This window comes from Caldimonas thermodepolymerans (assembly GCF_015476235.1).
GTDB lineage: Bacteria > Pseudomonadota > Gammaproteobacteria > Burkholderiales > Burkholderiaceae_C > Caldimonas > Caldimonas thermodepolymerans.
The window spans coordinates 1,369,068-1,384,771 of the sequence record NZ_CP064338.1 but is presented as its reverse complement, the minus strand read 5'-3'; the positions used below and the strand labels follow the sequence as shown (position 1 = coordinate 1,384,771).

At 71.5% G+C, this 15,704-nt stretch carries 14 protein-coding genes; 3 read left to right on the top strand and 11 right to left on the bottom strand.

The window, feature by feature from the left end; all coding sequences use genetic code 11:
* Positions 1-326: 326 nt before the first annotated feature.
* Positions 327-1,904: a DEAD/DEAH box helicase gene (locus IS481_RS06650; protein ID WP_104358000.1), complete on the top strand. Its 1,578-nt coding sequence runs from the start codon at positions 327-329 to the stop codon at positions 1,902-1,904.
* Between the two features lie 114 nt (positions 1,905-2,018).
* On the opposite strand, the gene IS481_RS06645 is transcribed toward IS481_RS06650, so the two are convergent.
* Genes IS481_RS06645 through yaaA form a run of 3 tightly spaced genes read right to left on the bottom strand, consistent with a single transcriptional unit; the run spans position 2,019 to position 4,771 of the window.
* Entirely contained in the window at positions 2,019-3,062 is a 1,044-nt protein-coding gene (locus IS481_RS06645; protein WP_104357999.1) for a CaiB/BaiF CoA transferase family protein, read from the bottom strand.
* Positions 3,063-3,075: 13 nt separating this feature from the next.
* A complete protein-coding gene (locus IS481_RS06640) occupies positions 3,076-3,948 on the bottom strand; it encodes a 2OG-Fe(II) oxygenase (protein ID WP_104357998.1) in 873 nt (290 codons plus the stop codon).
* Positions 3,949-3,997: 49 nt separating this feature from the next.
* Positions 3,998-4,771, bottom strand: coding sequence for a peroxide stress protein YaaA (yaaA, locus tag IS481_RS06635; RefSeq protein ID WP_104357997.1), 774 nt, complete (start codon positions 4,769-4,771; stop codon positions 3,998-4,000).
* A gap of 107 nt (positions 4,772-4,878) precedes the next feature.
* Here yaaA and IS481_RS06630 point away from each other — a divergent pair, with 107 nt between their 5' ends.
* A complete protein-coding gene (locus IS481_RS06630; protein WP_104358011.1) occupies positions 4,879-5,280 on the top strand; it encodes a YchJ family protein in 402 nt (133 codons plus the stop codon).
* Positions 5,281-5,295: 15 nt separating this feature from the next.
* Here the strand turns inward: IS481_RS06630 and IS481_RS06625 are convergent, their stop codons facing one another.
* From IS481_RS06625 to IS481_RS06615, 3 genes are all read right to left on the bottom strand, one after another.
* On the bottom strand, positions 5,296-8,211 hold the full coding sequence (locus IS481_RS06625; protein ID WP_104357996.1) for a transporter substrate-binding domain-containing protein: 2,916 nt from the start codon (positions 8,209-8,211) through the stop codon (positions 5,296-5,298).
* An 87-nt stretch (positions 8,212-8,298) separates the two neighbouring features.
* The gene (locus tag IS481_RS06620; RefSeq protein ID WP_104357995.1) at positions 8,299-9,690 is read right to left on the bottom strand and encodes a sensor histidine kinase; all 1,392 of its coding nucleotides are present in this window, start codon (positions 9,688-9,690) and stop codon (positions 8,299-8,301) included.
* Entirely contained in the window at positions 9,690-10,352 is a 663-nt protein-coding gene (locus IS481_RS06615) for a response regulator (RefSeq protein WP_104357994.1), read from the bottom strand. The genes IS481_RS06620 and IS481_RS06615 overlap by 1 nt, the downstream gene beginning before the upstream one ends.
* Positions 10,353-10,426: 74 nt before the next feature.
* On the opposite strand from IS481_RS06615, the gene IS481_RS06610 reads away from it, so the two are divergent.
* Complete coding sequence (locus tag IS481_RS06610; RefSeq protein ID WP_232529481.1) at positions 10,427-11,179, top strand: pseudouridine synthase; 753 nt, start codon at positions 10,427-10,429, stop codon at positions 11,177-11,179.
* Here the strand turns inward: IS481_RS06610 and IS481_RS06605 are convergent.
* The 5 genes from IS481_RS06605 to IS481_RS06585 all read right to left on the bottom strand — a co-directional run bounded on the left by IS481_RS06605 (position 11,169) and on the right by IS481_RS06585 (position 15,557).
* Positions 11,169-12,683, bottom strand: coding sequence for a tripartite tricarboxylate transporter permease (locus IS481_RS06605; RefSeq protein WP_104357992.1), 1,515 nt, complete (start codon positions 12,681-12,683; stop codon positions 11,169-11,171). The genes IS481_RS06610 and IS481_RS06605 overlap by 11 nt on opposite strands.
* A complete protein-coding gene (locus IS481_RS06600) occupies positions 12,680-13,123 on the bottom strand; it encodes a tripartite tricarboxylate transporter TctB family protein (protein WP_104357991.1) in 444 nt (147 codons plus the stop codon). Before IS481_RS06600 ends, IS481_RS06605 begins: the two co-directional genes overlap by 4 nt.
* A gap of 131 nt (positions 13,124-13,254) precedes the next feature.
* Complete coding sequence (locus IS481_RS06595) at positions 13,255-14,247, bottom strand: Bug family tripartite tricarboxylate transporter substrate binding protein (protein WP_104357990.1); 993 nt, start codon at positions 14,245-14,247, stop codon at positions 13,255-13,257.
* 187 nt (positions 14,248-14,434) lie between these two features.
* Entirely contained in the window at positions 14,435-14,947 is a 513-nt protein-coding gene (locus tag IS481_RS06590) for a carboxymuconolactone decarboxylase family protein (RefSeq protein ID WP_104357989.1), read from the bottom strand.
* A gap of 58 nt (positions 14,948-15,005) precedes the next feature.
* Positions 15,006-15,557, bottom strand: a complete 552-nt coding sequence (locus IS481_RS06585; protein ID WP_104357988.1) for a peroxiredoxin — start codon at positions 15,555-15,557, stop codon at positions 15,006-15,008.
* Positions 15,558-15,704: the final 147 nt, after the last annotated feature.

Below are 15,704 nucleotides of genomic sequence, written 5' to 3'. Positions count from 1 at the left end.
TTTCCAGGCGCTGATTCCCGAAACGGAAGAACGCCTGTCGTTCATCCCCTCTGACCCTTTCAAGGCGGGCATCCCCACGGCGGGCTGCATTCCCACCGCATCTTGAGTCCCGGTTGGCGGCGATGCCGTCGCGCCACCGACGCGGTCTGGCGAGTGCACCGGGTGCCCAGTTCATCTCGGTCCGTCCTCGCGGCCTTCCTCGATCAAGCGACCCCACCCCGCGCTCCGGCGCCGGCTTCGTGCCGGCCGGTGGCGCAAGCGGTGCCTTGCCGTGGCCTCCACATCCGGCCAACGGGCGCCGTTCGTTTGCCTGACGAAAGATCCTGATGACTTTTGCTCCCCTGGGCCTTGCCCCCGCCATCCTGCAGGCCGTCGAGGCCGCCGGCTACACCGAACCGACGCCCGTGCAGGCGCGCGCCATCCCGGCCGCGCTCGAGGGCCATGACCTGATGGTCTCCTCCAGCACCGGCAGCGGCAAGACCGCCTCGTTCGTGCTGCCCGCACTGGAGCGCATCCTCGCCGCGCGCGGCGACAACACCAAGCGCCGCGCCAAGGGCGTGGTGCACGGCCCGCGCATCCTGGTGCTGGCGCCCACGCGCGAACTGGCGATCCAGGTCTCGCGCTCGTGCATCACCTACGGCCGCCACGTGCAGGGCCTGCGCGTGGCCACCGTGGTCGGCGGCGTGCCCTACGGCGCGCAGCTGAAGGCGCTGCGCGGCCCGCTGGACGTGCTGATCGCCACCCCGGGCCGCCTGCTCGACCACCTGGGCACCGGCGCGGCCGTGCTGGACCACGTCGAGATGCTGGTGCTGGACGAGGCCGACCGCATGCTCGACATGGGCTTCATCGACGACATCACCGCGATCGCCGAGGCCCTGCCCGAGCAGCGCCAGACCGTGATGTACAGCGCCACCTTCGCCGGGCACGTGGGCGGGCTCGCCCAGCGCCTGACGCGCGAGCCGCAACGCATCGACGTCGCCTCGCACACCGACACGCACGCCCACATCGAGCAGCGCCTGCACTGGGCCGACAACCCCGGCCACAAGAACTCGCTGCTCGAGCACATCCTGGCCGAGCGCGAGCTGGACCAGGCGGTCGTGTTCACCAGCACCCAGCGCGACGCCGACTGGCTGGCCGACCACCTGGCCGAGCTGGGCCACGCGGTCGCCGCGCTGCATGGCGGCATGCCGCAGGGCCGCCGCAACCGCGTGCTGCAGGGCCTGCGCCAGCGCCAGCTGCGCGTGCTGGTGGCCACCGACGTCGCCGCGCGCGGCATCGACGTGCCGACCATCACGCACGTGATCAACTACGGCATGCCGATGAAGGCCGAGGACTACGTGCACCGCATCGGCCGCACCGGCCGCGCCGGGCGCGACGGCCTGGCGATCACGCTGGCCGAGCGCCGCGACGTGCCGATGATCCGCCGCATCGAGCGCTTCACGACGCAGCGCATCCCCGCCGCGACGATCGCCGGCCTGGAACCCAAGGCCCCGGCCCCGACCGAGCGCAAGAAGGCCGACGGCTGGAAGCCCGGCATGGGTGGCGGCAAGGGCAAGCCCGGCTTCAAGCCGCGCCGCGACTTCGGCGCGCGTGGCCCGCGCCCCGACGGCGACCGCTCGCCCTCCGGCAGCGGCGCCCCGCGCGACCGCAGCCCCTTCGAGGCCCGCGCGCAGGCCCCACGCCGCCAGCGCGACGAGAACTGGTTCGAGCCGGTGCGCAGCTTCGAGGCCGCCACGCACGGCCGCGACGCGGCCCGCGGCCACGGCCCCAAGGCCGGCTTCGGCGGCAAGCCCCAGGGTGACCGCCAAGGCCGCCCGGGCGCACCGAAGAAGTTCGGCAAGCCTGCCGCTGCGGGCGCGAAGTTCGGCGGCAAGCCGTTCGGCGGCAAGCGGCGCGAGGGCTGACGCCCCGTGCGGGCCGCAAGGCCCGTGCGCACCATGAAAGAAGCCGGCCACACGCCGGCTTTTTTGTGCCCGCCAGACCCCGGGAACAGGGCCACGCCGGAGCAGGCGCCGGCGTCAGCCCCCGGCGAACAGCGGATGCCGCATCGCCTCTTCCATCCTCAGCACCGGCGTGACGCAGCAGTCCGCCGGCTCGAACCGCGCGGTCCAGTGCGCCTGCGTCTGCTGCGCGAAGACCGCCGCCACCTCGGCCTGCAGGGCCAGCGCGTCGGCACCGCCGATCTCCTGCCCCAGCATCCAGTGCCGCTCGCCCCATTCGGGGTGGCCCAGCACCTCGCAGCACTTGCGCCAGAACTTCAGCTCCAGCGCGCCGACGGCCATCCAGCGGTCGTCGCGGGTGCGGTAGACGTTGTAGCAGGGCACGCCGCCCGTCAGCAGCGAGCGCGCGGGCGGCGGGCTGTGGCCGTCGCGGGCCACCGCCAGGCGGGCGAGGAAGTTGTGCTCGTGCACGACGTGCGTCATCGACACGTCCACATGCCGGCCGCGGCCGGTGCGCTGCGCGGCATACAGCCCGGCGAGGATGCCGCTGACGGCCGCCTGCGTGCCGCCGAACAGGTCGCCGATCTGGAAGTTGGGGATCACCGGCTGCCCGTCGCGGGTGGCGATCTGCTCGAGCACGCCCGCATAGCCGACGTAGTTGATGTCGTGCCCGGCCATGCGCGCATACGGGCCGGTCTGGCCATAGCCGCTGATCGAGCACATCACCAGGCGCGGGTGGGCGGCGTGCAGCGCGTCCCAGCCCACGCCCAGCCGGTCCATCACGCCGGGGCGGAAGCCCTCGACCAGCACGTCGGCGTCGCGCGCCAGCGAGAGCAGCTCGTCGCGGCCGGCCGCCTGCGTGAGGTCGATGCGGTGCAGGCGCTTGCCCTCGTTGAGCAGGCGGAAGAACAGGCTGGGCTCGCCCTGCGCGGCCTCGGCCGGGGTGCGCAGCAGCGTGCGGGCGTAGTCGCCCTCGCCCGGGTCCTCGATCTTCAGCACGTCGGCCCCCATGCGGCGCAGGTGCAGGGTCGCGAACGGGCCGGGCAGCAGGCGCGTCAGGTCGAGCACCCGCACGCCGGCCAGCGGCAGGTCATCCCCGGATGGCGGCGTACTCATCGGCATGGGCGGCAGCGGCTCATTCGAAGCGGCCGGCGCGCAGCCATTTGGTCGCGACCCACTTCTCGCCTTCGAGCACCGGCGCGCCGCCGTGCAGGGTGCGCGTCGACGGGTGCGGGCGGGCGTAGCTGAAGAACACCGCGTGGCCCTTGACCGGCGCGACCTCGAGCCTGGCGTCCGGGAAGGTGGTGCCGCCCCCCCTGGCCGGCGTGTTGAGGTACATCACCAGCGTGCCCACGCGCTGCCCGCCGCGGCGCAGGATGGTCGGCGTGCCGGGCTGGGCGGGGTCGAAGTAGTCGTAGTGGGGCTTGTACTCCGCGCCGGGCCGGTAGCGCAGCACCTGCAGCCCCTCGCCGTTTTCCACCGGCCAGCGCAGCAGGGTCGCGATGCGCTGCTCGATGCGCTCGCACAGCGCGTTCTCGCCGCGCCGGAAGAACATGCCGTCGCTGGTGCGGGCCTCGTTGACCTCGCTGGTGCCGGTGTCGGTCTTGACCGTCTCCGAGCGCACCAGGCGCGGTGCGGCCAGCGCCATCAGCTCGTCGCATTCCTCGTCGCTGAGGAAGCCGCCGAACACCACCACGCGCGGGTCATGCATGGACATCACGACCTGCACCTCGCGGTCACCGGCCCACACCGTGCTCGGCGAACCGGCAAGGTCGGGCTCGGGCACCAGGCTCGCCGGCGGCGGCTGGGTCGCGGCAGGCACCGCCGGCACGGTCAGGCCGCGTTCGCGCAGGTAGGCCTGCAGCACCTCCTCCATCGCGTCGGTGGCCACGTCCTCGTCCCAGCCGCGTTCCACCATGGCCTTGAGCAGGGCATGCGCCGAATGCCCGGCGGTGGCCTGCTCGATGATCCACTGTCGAAGTTCCGGAGTGATCTGCTGCGTGCTCATGGTCGTCGTCGCTCGATCGATCGCGGTGGTGCCGGAATGAAAAGCCGCCTCAGTCCGCGCGCCGGCGGAACACGAGCCGGTCCGGTGCCGAAGCGCCGGCATCGTAAGCGTACCCTTCGCTGGCGAACTGCTCGAGCTGCGCGGGCAAGGTGACGCGCTGCTCGATCGCGTAGCGCGCCATCAGGCCGCGCGCGCGCTTGGCGTGGAAGCTGATGACCTTGTAGGCGCCGCCCTTCCAGTCCTCGAACACGCACTGGATCACACGTGCCTTGAGCGTCTTGCGGTCCACGGCCTTGAAGTACTCCTCCGACGCGAGGTTGACCACCACCGGGGTGGCGTCCTCGGCCAGGCGCTCGTTGAGGTAGGCAGCGATCGTGCTGCCCCAGTAGGCGTACAGGTCCTTGCCGCGCGCGTTGGCGAGCTTCGTGCCCATTTCCAGCCGGTACGGCTGCATCCAGTCCAGTGGGCGCAGCGCGCCGTACAGGCCGCTCAGGATCACGAGGTGCTGCTGTGCCCAGTCGAGCTGCTCGGCGCTCAGGCTGCGCGCATCCAGCCCTTCGTAGACATCGCCGTTGAAGGCCAGCACGGCCTGCTTGGAGTTGCCGGCGGTGAAGCGCGGCGACCAGGCGGCGTAGCGCGCGACGTTGAGCTGCGCGAGCGCGTCGCTGATGCCCATCAGGCTGGCGATTTCGGCCGGGGTCTTCTGCCGCAGCACCTCGATCAGCTCGGCGGACTGCTTGACGAACAGCGGCTTGGTGTGGGTGGCGACGTGCGCCGGGGTGTCGTAGTCGAGGGTCTTGGCAGGAGACAGGAGGAACAGCATGGACGTGCGTGGGGGTCAAACAGCCCAAGGTTACCAGCGGGACGCCGCGGACGGAACGCGACGGGCTTCGGCCTCGCGCCTTGCGCTCCGCTAACATGGCGGCCCTGATGGACACGCCCGCCCCTGTTCCTGCCGACTGCCCGTGCGGCTCTGCGCGGCCCTATGCCCACTGCTGCGGCCGCTGGCACGCCGGCGCGACCCGGCTGCAGGCCCCGACCGCCGAGGCGCTGATGCGCTCGCGCTACGCGGCCTTCGTGCTGGGACTGCGGGACTACCTGCTCGACACCTGGCACCCGAGCACGCGGCCGGCGACGCTGGAGCCCTCCGAACCGGGCCTGCGCTGGCTGGGCCTGGACGTGAAGCGCCACGAGCAGCAGGACGCCGACCACGCGACGGTGGAGTTCGTCGCGCGCAGCAAGCTGGGCGGCCGCGCCCACCGCCTGCACGAGCGCAGCCGCTTCGTGCGCGAGCACGGGCGCTGGTACTACGTCGATGGCGACATCCGCTGACGCCGCGCCCCGCAGCTAGCCGGCGGCCGCATCCAGCTCGCCCCACACGCTGACCGCCGCGCGCGGCGCCGTGGCCGCCGGCGAACGCGGCGCCGGCTCGAAGCGTTCGCACAGCATGTCGATCCAGTGCGTGTCGTCGACGCGCTGAGGTTTGTCCAGCACCATCTCGAAATCCGCCGCCCAGGCCGCATGCAGGTCCGGGTCGTCCTCGGCGGTGAAAGCCACCACGGCCAGGTCCGGCCAGCGCCCGCGCAGCGCGAGGGCGAACTGCTGCCCCGACATGCCGGGCAGGTGGATGTCGGTGATGACCAGGTCGGCCGGCTCGCGCTCGAGCAGCTCGTAGGCCGCCTCGGCCGAGCTGCACACCGCGGTGTCGAAGCCGCGCTGGCGCAGCTGCTCGGCGTACAGCAGCTGGTTGACCTCGCCATCCTCGACCAGCAGCAGGCGCGCGACGGGCCGGCGCGCCGCGGCCCCCGGCTCCCCTGCCGACGGCGCCAGCACGAGCGGGATCTCGACCGTGAAGCAGCTGCCCTGGCCCGGGACGCTGTGCACCGAGACCTGCCCGCCCATCAGGCCGAGCAGCTCGCGCACGATGGTCAGGCCCAGGCCGGTGCCGCCGTAGTGCGTCGCGGTGCCGGGGGCCTGCTCGAAGCGGGTGAACAGGCGCGCCGTCACGTCGGCCGACATGCCCCGGCCGGTGTCCTGCACCTGCAGCACCAGCTTGCGCACGCCGTCGCTGACGTGTTCCGGCGGCAGCATGCGCACCTCGACGCTGCCGTGCGCGGTGAACTTGATCGCGTTGGACAGCAGGTTGCCGAGCACCTGGCGCACGCGCATCGCGTCGGCCATCACCGGGCGCCGCCAGTGCTCGGTGCCGCGCGCGACCAGCGCGACCTGCTTGGCGCGCGCCGCCGGCGCAAACTCCTCGGCCAGGTCGCGCACCAGCGCGCCCAGGTCGGTCGGTGCGGGGTGCAGCGCGATCTTGTGCGCCTCGAGCTTGGCCATGTCGAGCAGGTTGTTGAGCAGCTCGACCAGCCGGTCCGCCGCACGGCCGATGGCGCGCACCAGGTCGCGCGCGTGCGCGGGCAGCGGCTCGCGCTGCAGCAGCTCCAGGCCGCCGGCGATGGCCGACACCGGCGTGCGGATCTCGTGCCCCATCTCGGCCAGGAAGTCGGCCTTGGCCGCGGTGGCCGCGCGTGCGGCATCGCGCTCCAGCTGCAGCATCCGCTCGGCCTGGCGGCGCGCGCGCACCAGCGCCTGCAGGCGGGCGTTGTAGAACAGGCTGAATACCAGCACCGCCACCAGCAACAGCAGGCCCGGCCCCACCACCACCGCGATGTCGCGCCAGTCCAGGCCGCTGCGGTATTGCACGCGCAGCCAGGCGTTGGCCAGCATGGCCCGCTCGTTCTCGGGGATCGCGTCCAGCCCGGCGCGCAGCGCCTGCGCCACCAGCGGCAGGTCCTGCCGCACCATGAAGTACAGCTCGCTGGGGCGGCCGGGCACCGTGCCGGACACCTGCAGCTGCCCGAGGTAGCTGCGGTTGATGTAGCTGGCCGCCACTTCGAGGTTGGTGATCATCGCCTCGGCGCGCCGCTGCGCGACCTCCTCCAACGCGGCCTCGACGCTGTCCACCTCGCGCACCTGCACCGACGGCATCTCGCGCCGGATCGCGGGAATCAGGTAGTGCGCGCGGTCGATCGCGAGCGTGCGCCCCGCCAGTGCCTCCAGCGTGGACCAGCCGTCTTCCAGGCGCGTCACCAGCACCGACGGCGCCGAGTAGTACGGCCCGACGAAGCGTGCGAACTGCAGCCGATCGTCGGTGCGCACCGCCGACAGCATCACGTCCAGGCGCCCCTGGCGCACCGCCTCCAGCCCGGCCGCGAAGGTGGACTGCGGCTCGAAACGGTAGCGCACCCCCGCATGTCCGGCCGCGCGGCGGAACAGCTCGATCGCGAAACCCGCGGGCTGGCCGTCGGCGCCGACCGCGTTGATCGGGCTGAAGCCCTGGTCGAAGCCGACGCGCAGCTCCCCGAGCCGGGCGACCTCGGCCCGCTGCGCCGGTGACAGCGCCTCGCCGGAAGCGCGCTGCGGCGACAGCAACAGGTAGCGCGGCTGCCAGGCGGCCGCCAGCTGGGCCAGCCACTGCGGGTCGAGGCGGCGCAGCGCGGCATCCAGCGCATCGCGCAACGGGGCGGCCGCCGGCGACACGGCGAAATGCAGCCGGCCCAGTTCCGACGTGGTGGTCTCCAGCACCTCGAGGTTGTCCAGCCGCAGCGCCTCGACCGCATGATGCGTCGGTGGCAGCGCGCCGAGATAGACGTCGGCCTCGCCGATCGAGACGGCCTTGAGCGCGGTGGCGGTGTCCGACACTACCAGCAGCTCGGCATCGGGATACCGGGTGCGCAGCAGCTCGTGGACGGGGCTGCCGCGCTCGACCGCGACCCGCCGCCCGCCGAAGCCGTGCTCGACCGAGAAGTCGGTCACGCCGCGCCGGCCGACGTAGGCCACCGGCAGTTCGACGTAGCTGTCGGTGAACAGCAGCTCGCCCTCGCGCTGGGGCGAGCGCGCCATCGAGGGCAGCAGGTCGATCTCGCCGCGGCGCGCCGCGGCCATCAGCTCGCTGTAGTCCCCGAAGCCGCGCACCTCGGTGCGCAGGCCGAGCATGCCGGCCAGGGTGCGCAGCAGGTCGCCGGACAGGCCGGTGTAGCGCCCCTGCTCGTCGAGCACGTCGATGGGGCGCCAGTCGCGGCTGACGCCGACGCGCACCGCCGCGCGGGCGTCACGCCAGGCGAGGAACTCCGCATCGAGCACCAGTTCCGAGGCGGCCGGCGGCGTCGGCAGCGCCTGCGCGCGCGCGGCCCCCCCCAGCCCCTGCACCAGGAACAGGACCCCCAGCCACCACAGCGCAGCAAGCCACCGTCGATCGGCCACGCGCGAATTCCCCTAGTTGACGTAGGTGTATTGTGCGGTGGGCGCGGGCGCTTTGCCACCCGGGCAGACCTGGGCTTTTGAGGAAGATCAGGCAGTTTCGGGCACGACGCCGGGCCACCACAGGGCCACCCGCAGTCCGGGACCGGGGCTGCAGCGCTCGATGCGCAGCGCCCCGCCGTGCCGCTCGATGATGCCGCGCGCGATCGCCAGCCCCAGGCCCGAGCCGGTGCTGTGGCGGCCGCGCACGAAGCGCTGCCCCAGGCGCGCGAGCTCCGCCTCCGGCACGCCGGGACCGGTGTCGACCACGGTGATGCTGCAGCCGAGCCGGTCCGCGGCCAGGCCCAGCGTCACCACGCCGCCTTCCGGCGTGTGGCGGATCGCGTTGTCGGCCAGGTTGGCCAGCGCCTCGCGCAGCAGCTGCCGGTCGCCCAGCACCCGTACCGGCTCGCCCGGCACGTCGATGCCGAAGTCCTGGGCGCGGGCCCGCGCGCGCGGCAGCAGATCCATCGCCACCTCGCGCACCAGCTCGACGGCGTCGAACTCGACGCGCTGCAGGTGCGCCGTGTCGCTGCGCGCCAGCGTCAGCAGCTGGTTGGTGGCGCGGGTGGCGTGGTCGATCTGGCGCGACAGCGCCTGCAGGGTCTCGCGCACCCGCGCCGGGTCGGACTCGCGCAGCGCGTAGTCCACCTGGGTGCGCAGCGTCGCCAGCGGCGTGCGCAGCTGGTGCGAGGCGTCGTCGAAGAACACGCGCTGCTGGCGCATCAGCTCCTGGGTGCGCTCCAGCTGCTGGTTGATCGCGTCGACCAGCGGCTGGATGTCCGCCGGCAGGCCGCGCGCCTCCAGCGGCGTCAGGTCGGTGGGCTTGCGGCTGCGCACCTGCTCCGCCAGGCGTGACACCGGCCGCAGCGCCAGCGCCACCATCGCCGCGATCGCGATCGCGGTCAGCACCAGTGCCAGCCCGTCGCGCAACGCCGCACGCGCGACGAAGCTGCGCGTGAACTCCTCGCGCGAGAGCGTGCCCTCGGCCACCTGGATCACCAGGTGCTGCGCGCCGCTGCTGGACAGCGACCGCTCCAGCGGGCGCATGTAGGCGCCCAGGCGCAGCGGCTCGCCGAAGTAGTCCGCGTCGTAGAACACCGGCACGCTCAGCGCCAGCGGGGCCGGCGGCAGCGGCAGGTCGGCGTTGCCGACCTCGACCAGCCCGTCGGTGGTGGCGACGCGGAAGTACACCGAGCCGCTGGCGGTGAGCTGGAAGAACTCCAGCTGCGCGTACGGCAGCTCCACCGACAGCCCGCCCGAGGCGGTCGAGACGTTGGCGTCGATGGACTTGATCGCACCGAGCAGCGAGCGGTCGTAGGCGGCGTTGGCGGCTTCCAGCGCGTGGCGCCGCGTCAGCCACAGCTCCACCGTCGCCACCGCCGCCAGCGTGGGCACCAGCAGCAGCAACAGGCTCTGCTTGAGGCTCAGCCGCAGCCGCATCAGCCTTCCAGCACGTAACCCAGCCCGCGCAGCGTGACGATGCGCACCCCGGTGTTCTCCAGGCGCTTGCGCAGGCGGTGGATCAGCACCTCGACCGCCTCGGGTTGCACGTCCTCGTCGTCGGAGAACACGCGGTCGAGGATCTGCTGCTTGGACAGCGGCTCGCCGCTGCGCTGGATCAGCGTCTTGAGCACCGCCTGCTCGCGCGGCGACAATGCGAGCGGTTCCTGGTGCAGGGTGAACTGGCGCGTGACGGTGTCGAACACCAGCGGCCCGCAGGCAAAGCGCGGGTGCTCCACGCCGCGCGCACGCCGCACCAGCGCGACCAGGCGAGCCTCCAGTTCCTCGATCGCGAACGGCTTGGCGAGGAAGTCGTCGGCGCCCTCGTTGAGGGTGCTGACCCGCTCGGCCAGCGAGTCGCGCGCGGTGAGGATCAGCACCGGCAGGCGCTTGTCCTGGGCGCGCAGGCGCTGCAGCAGCTCGTGGCCGTCGCGGCCCGGCAGGCCCAGGTCGAGGATCATCGCGTCGAAGTCGTGCTCGGCCAGCGAGCGCTCGGCGAGCCGCCCGTCGTCCACCCACACGACCCGGAAACCGGCCTGCTCCAGGGCCTTGGACAGCCACACGCCCAGGGCATGTTCGTCCTCTGCCAGCAGAATGCGCATTGCGGTGGGTCCCATCATCACAGCTTCGACCTTGCACTGTAAACCGGACGCGCACCGTCACAATGCGCCCCGACATGGATCTGTTGCCGATACTCCTGCACGACGAGCACCTGGTCGCGGTCGACAAGCCGCCCGGCATGCTCGTGCACCGCACGCCGCTGGCCGGGCGCGACGAGCGCTTCGTGCTGCAGACGCTGCGCGACCAGCTGGGCCGCCACGTCTACCCGGTGCACCGGCTGGACCGGGGCACTTCCGGCGTGCTGCTGTTCGCGCTGGATGCCGACACGGCGCACCGCCTGACCGGACACTTTGCCGCGCGCGAGACGCACAAGCGCTACCTCGCGCTGGTGCGCGGCTGGACCGACGCGGCCGGCCGGATCGACCACCCGCTCAGCCGCCTGGACGAGGAGCCGCCCCCGCAGACCGACCGCGGCGTCGTGACGACCCCGCAGCCGGCGCTGACGCGCTACGAGCGCCTCGCGACGCTGGAAGTGGAAAACGGCCTGGGCCCGCACCCGACCAACCGCTACGCGCTGCTGTCGCTGGTGCCCGAGACCGGCCGGCAGCACCAGCTGCGCCGGCACCTGAAGCACGCCAGCCACCCCATCATCGGTGACGCCACCTACGGCAAGGGCGACCACAACCGCTGGTGGGCGCGGCAGCTGGGGATCGCGCGGCTGTGGCTGCATGCGCAGCGGCTGGAGCTGCCGCACCCGTGGAGCGGGCAGCCGCTGCGCATCGAGGCGCCGCCGGACGCCCACTGGCGCCGGCTGTGCGCCCTGCCCGGCTGGCGCTGGGACCGGGCCGAACCCGGCCTCACGCCGTAGCCGGGCGCGCGGCACGCAGGCGGCGCAGCAGCGCCGGCACCACCACCACGGCTGCGGCCAGCAGCCACAGCGCCACGGTGACCGGGCTGGACCAGAGGATGTGCAGCTCGCCGTCGGTCATCGACAGCGCGCGGCGCAGGTTCTGCTCCATCATGTCGCCCAGCACCACGCCGAGCACCATCGGCGCCATCGGCACGTCGAGCTTGCGCAGGAAGTAGCCGATCACGCCGATGCCCACCGTCAACAGCAGGTCGAAGGTCGAGGCGCTGATCGCGTAGACGCCGATGAAGCTGATGCACAGGATGCCCGGCACCAGCAGCCAGCCGGGGATCGACAGCATGGCCGCGAACACGCGCACCATCGGCACGTTCATCACGAACAGCAGCACGTTGGCGACGAACAGCGAGGCAATCAGGCCCCACACCAGCTGCGGCTGGGCGTCGAACAGCGCCGGGCCGGGCGTGATGTTGTAGAGCGTGAGCGCGCCCATCATCACCGCGGTGGTGCCGGAGCCCGGCACGCCCAGCGTCAGCATCGGGATGAACGAGCCGGTGGCCGCGCTGTTGTTGGCCGACTCCGGCGCCACCAGGCCGCGCATGTCGCCGCGGCCGAACTTCGCATCCGGGTCTCTGCCCTCGCACAGGCGCTTCTCGTTGGCATAGGCCACGGCCGAGGCCACGCTGGCACCCGCCCCCGGCAGCACGCCGATGAAGAAGCCCATCACGCCGCTGCGCAGCGTGCTCCACCAGGTGAACAGCACTTCCCGGAAGTTGAACAGCTTGCGCTGGCTGGGCGGCACCTCGACCTTCTGCCCGGTCAGCAGGTTTTCCAGCATCTGCATCATCTCGGCGATCGCGAACAGGCCGATCACCACCACGACGAAGTCGATGCCGTCGGCCAGCTCGGGCAGGTCGAAGGTGTAGCGGTACACGCCCGAGTTGGCGTCCACGCCGACCGTCGAGATGGCCAGGCCGATCGCCGCGGCCAGCACGCCCTTGACCGGCTTGTCGCCCAGCAGGCTGGTCAGCGCGCAGAAGGCGAACACCATCAGCACGAAGTACTCGGCCGGCCCGAAGGCGATGGCCCATCTCGCGAGCATCGGCGCAAGCAGGATGATGCCCAGCGTCGCGATGGTCGAGCCGACGAACGAGGCCCAGGCCGACAGCGACAATGCCACGCTGGCCAGGCCCTGGCGCGCGAGCGGGTAGCCGTCCAGCGTGGTCATCACCGCGGCCGCCTCGCCCGGCACGTTGAGCAGGATCGAGGTGATGCGCCCGCCATACTCGGCGCCGACGTACACTGCCGCGAGCAGGATCAGCGCGGTCTCGGGCGGCAGGCCCATCGCGAAGGCGATGGGCACCAGCATCGCCACGCCGTTGATGGGCCCGAGGCCCGGCAGCACGCCGACGATGGTGCCGAAGAAGGCGCCCAGCGCCGCCACCAGCAGGTTGATCGGGGCCAGGGCGACGCCGAAGCCCAGGCCCAGGTGTTCCAGCACGTTCACAGCAGGCCTCCCAGGATGCCGGGCGGCAGCACCACGTCCAGCACCTTGTCGAACAACAGGAAGAACAGCACGCCCATCGCGATGCCGCCGGTCACGCACTGGCGCCAGCTGCCGCCGAACAGGCGGCCCACGGCCACCACCATCAGCGCGGTCGCCATCACGAAGCCCAGCCACTGGAACAGCAGCGCGTAGGCGGCCAGCAGGCCGACGAGCAGCACGATGCGCGCGTTGGCGCCGGGCGGGTTGGGCCCGGCCGCATCACCGCCCTTGAGGAGCAGCCAGGCGCCGCACAGGCCGATCACCGCGGCCAGCAGCAGCGGAAAGGCCTTCGGGCCGACGGGTTCGTAGGCGAAGGGTGCCTCCAGCCCCCAGCCCTTCCAGGTCAGGAAGGCGGCCAGCAGCAGCGCCGCCACGCCCAGCAGGCGGTCATTGAGTGTCATGGGGATCTCCAGGCCGTGCCCACGACGGGCACCGCACACACCAGAGGAATGCTCGATCGGGAAACGGCCCGGGGCACGTCAGGCATGCCGCGGGCCGGGGTCGCCAGCGCGGTGGCGACGCGGGAATGCGGTTACTTCACCAGGCCGAAGGATTGCGCCAGCTCGCCGTAGAACTTGGTGCGTTCCCTGACGTAGGCCTCCAGCTCGGGGCCGGTCATGTTGAACGGGAACAGGCCCTGCTGCTGTTGCAGCTTCGCGAAGGCCGGGTGGGCCATGGTCTTGTTGAACGCTTCGACCCACCACTGGTAGTCGGCATCGCTGACCTTGGGGCCGACGTAGAAGCCGCGGATGATGGGCCACTGGATGTCGTAGCCCTGCTCCGCCGCGGTCGGCACGTCGGCCAGCTTGCCCGGCAGGCGTTCCTTGTGATAGACGGCCAGCACGCGGATCGGCGCGCCGCCTTCGAGCATCGTCGCCGCCTCGGCCGCATCGCCCATGTAGGCCTGGATGTGGCCGCCGCGCAGCGCGGTCACGGCCTCGCCGCCGCCTTCGAAGGCCACGAAGCGCATGCGCTTGTAGTCCACGCCGGCCGCGCGCGCGGTCAGCGCCGCCTTCATCCAGTCCTGGCTGCCGATGGAGCCGCCGGCACCCAGCACGATCTTCGTCGGGTCCTGCTTGAAGGCCTCCATCAGGCTCTTGAGGTCCTTGTACGGCGAGTCGGCCCGCACGACGGCCACGCCGTAGTCGGCGCCGATCGAGGCCACCCAGCGCACGTCGTTGACGGTGTACTTGCCGAACTTGCCCTGGGCCAGGTTGAGCAGCGAGCCGCCCGAGTAGGCGACGATGGTGCCGGGCTCGCCCGGGCGCTGCGCGACGATGTGGTTGTAGGCCACCGCGCCGATGCCGCCGGGCATGTAGACGATGCGCAGCGGATCCTTCAGCGCGCCGCTTTCCTTCAGCGCGGTCTGCGCCAGGCGGCAGGTCAGGTCGAAGCCGCCGCCGGGCTTGGCGGGCGCGATGCATTCGGGACGCGGCGGCTCGGCCAGGCTCGCCGGCGCGAAAGCGAGAAGCCCGGTGGCGGCCAGCGTGGCTGCGCCCAGGCGCAGGACGGTGCGTTTGATCATGCGTGTGTCTCCTGTGGATGCAGGGCGCCGGCACCCGCCGGCGAGCCGTCAGCACGGCTGGCGGGCAGACTACGGAAGCCGTCCTTTCCGATCGCTTTCAATCCCTACCCCACCACGGCCGAAGGGGTCGAAAACCAGGGTAAACCCCTAGCCCGACCCCTTCCGCGCGCGAACAGCGCGCAGCCGGTCACCGTGCCGCGAGCACCTGCGCGGCCGCGTTGACCACCGCCGCGATGCGGCCGATGTCGCGCAGCTGCTGCACGGTGTAGCCCTCCTTCTTCAGCAGGTCGTAGTGCGAACGCACGCAGAAATGGCACTTGCCGATGGCGGACGCGGCAAGCGCATAGGCCTCGAACTTCTTCTTCTCCACCCCGCCGCTGCTCGCGTAGGCGTTCATGCGCAGCTCCGCGCGCATGGTCTTGAGCTCGTCGTCCGCAGCCATCTCGACGTACGGATACCAGACGTTGTTCATCCCCATCAGGGCCGCCGCGGTCAGCGCCGCCTGGGCTTCGGCCTGCGGCGCATGGGCCTGGAGCACCTCGACCAGCGGCTTGCTGCGCGCCGCGAACGCCGCGGCCAGCGCGCAACCCAGCGCATCCTCCGGCGGCAGGCTGGAGCGGGCGATCACCGCATCCAGGTTCAGGCGGATGTCCTTCGCGTAGTCCGGAATCAGGTCCTTGATAGAGCCCAGAAACTCCATAGATTCCTCCTAAATACCCGCGCCGAAAAAACCCGCCGCAGCGGGTCGGGAGGTCGGGTCACTTCAGCGTTTCACCACCGACCGAGCGGTTGCACGGGCACAGCTCGTCGGTCTGCAGGCCGTCGAGCAGCCGCAGGATCTCCTCCGGCGAGCGGCCGACGTTCAGGTTGTTCACCGAGACATGCTGGATGGTGTTGTCCGGGTCGACGATGAAGGTCGCGCGCAGCGCCACCCCGGCTTCCTTGTCGCGTATGCCCAGCTGGTCGACCAGCGACCCGGTGGTGTCGGCGAACTGGTAGTGGTTCAGCTTGGACAGGTCCTTGTGCTCGCGGCGCCAGCCGAGCTTGCAGAACTCGTTGTCGGTCGAGCCGCCCATCAGCACCGCGTCGCGGTCGGCGAAATCCCTCTGCAGCTTCGCGAAACCGACGATCTCGGTCGGGCAGACGAAGGTGAAGTCCTTCGGATAGAAGTAGATGACCTTCCACCTGCCCGGAAACGACCTCTCCGTGATCGTCTCGAACGCGGACTCGCCGTTTTCCTCGTGGTGGTTGAAACCGGGCTTCACGCCGACCACGGAGAAAGGCTCAAGCTTGTCACCGATGGTTTTCATCCACGACTCCTTTCCTGAGGGCAGAAGGAAGAGATTGAAGGAGAAGGCTCGGGACAAGCGTGACACGTTTCACGCGGCTTGCGACCAATGACCCCATTGCCAGTGGCTGCACTCGGCGCCTGCGGCCGACGCACCTTTCGTGCGGGA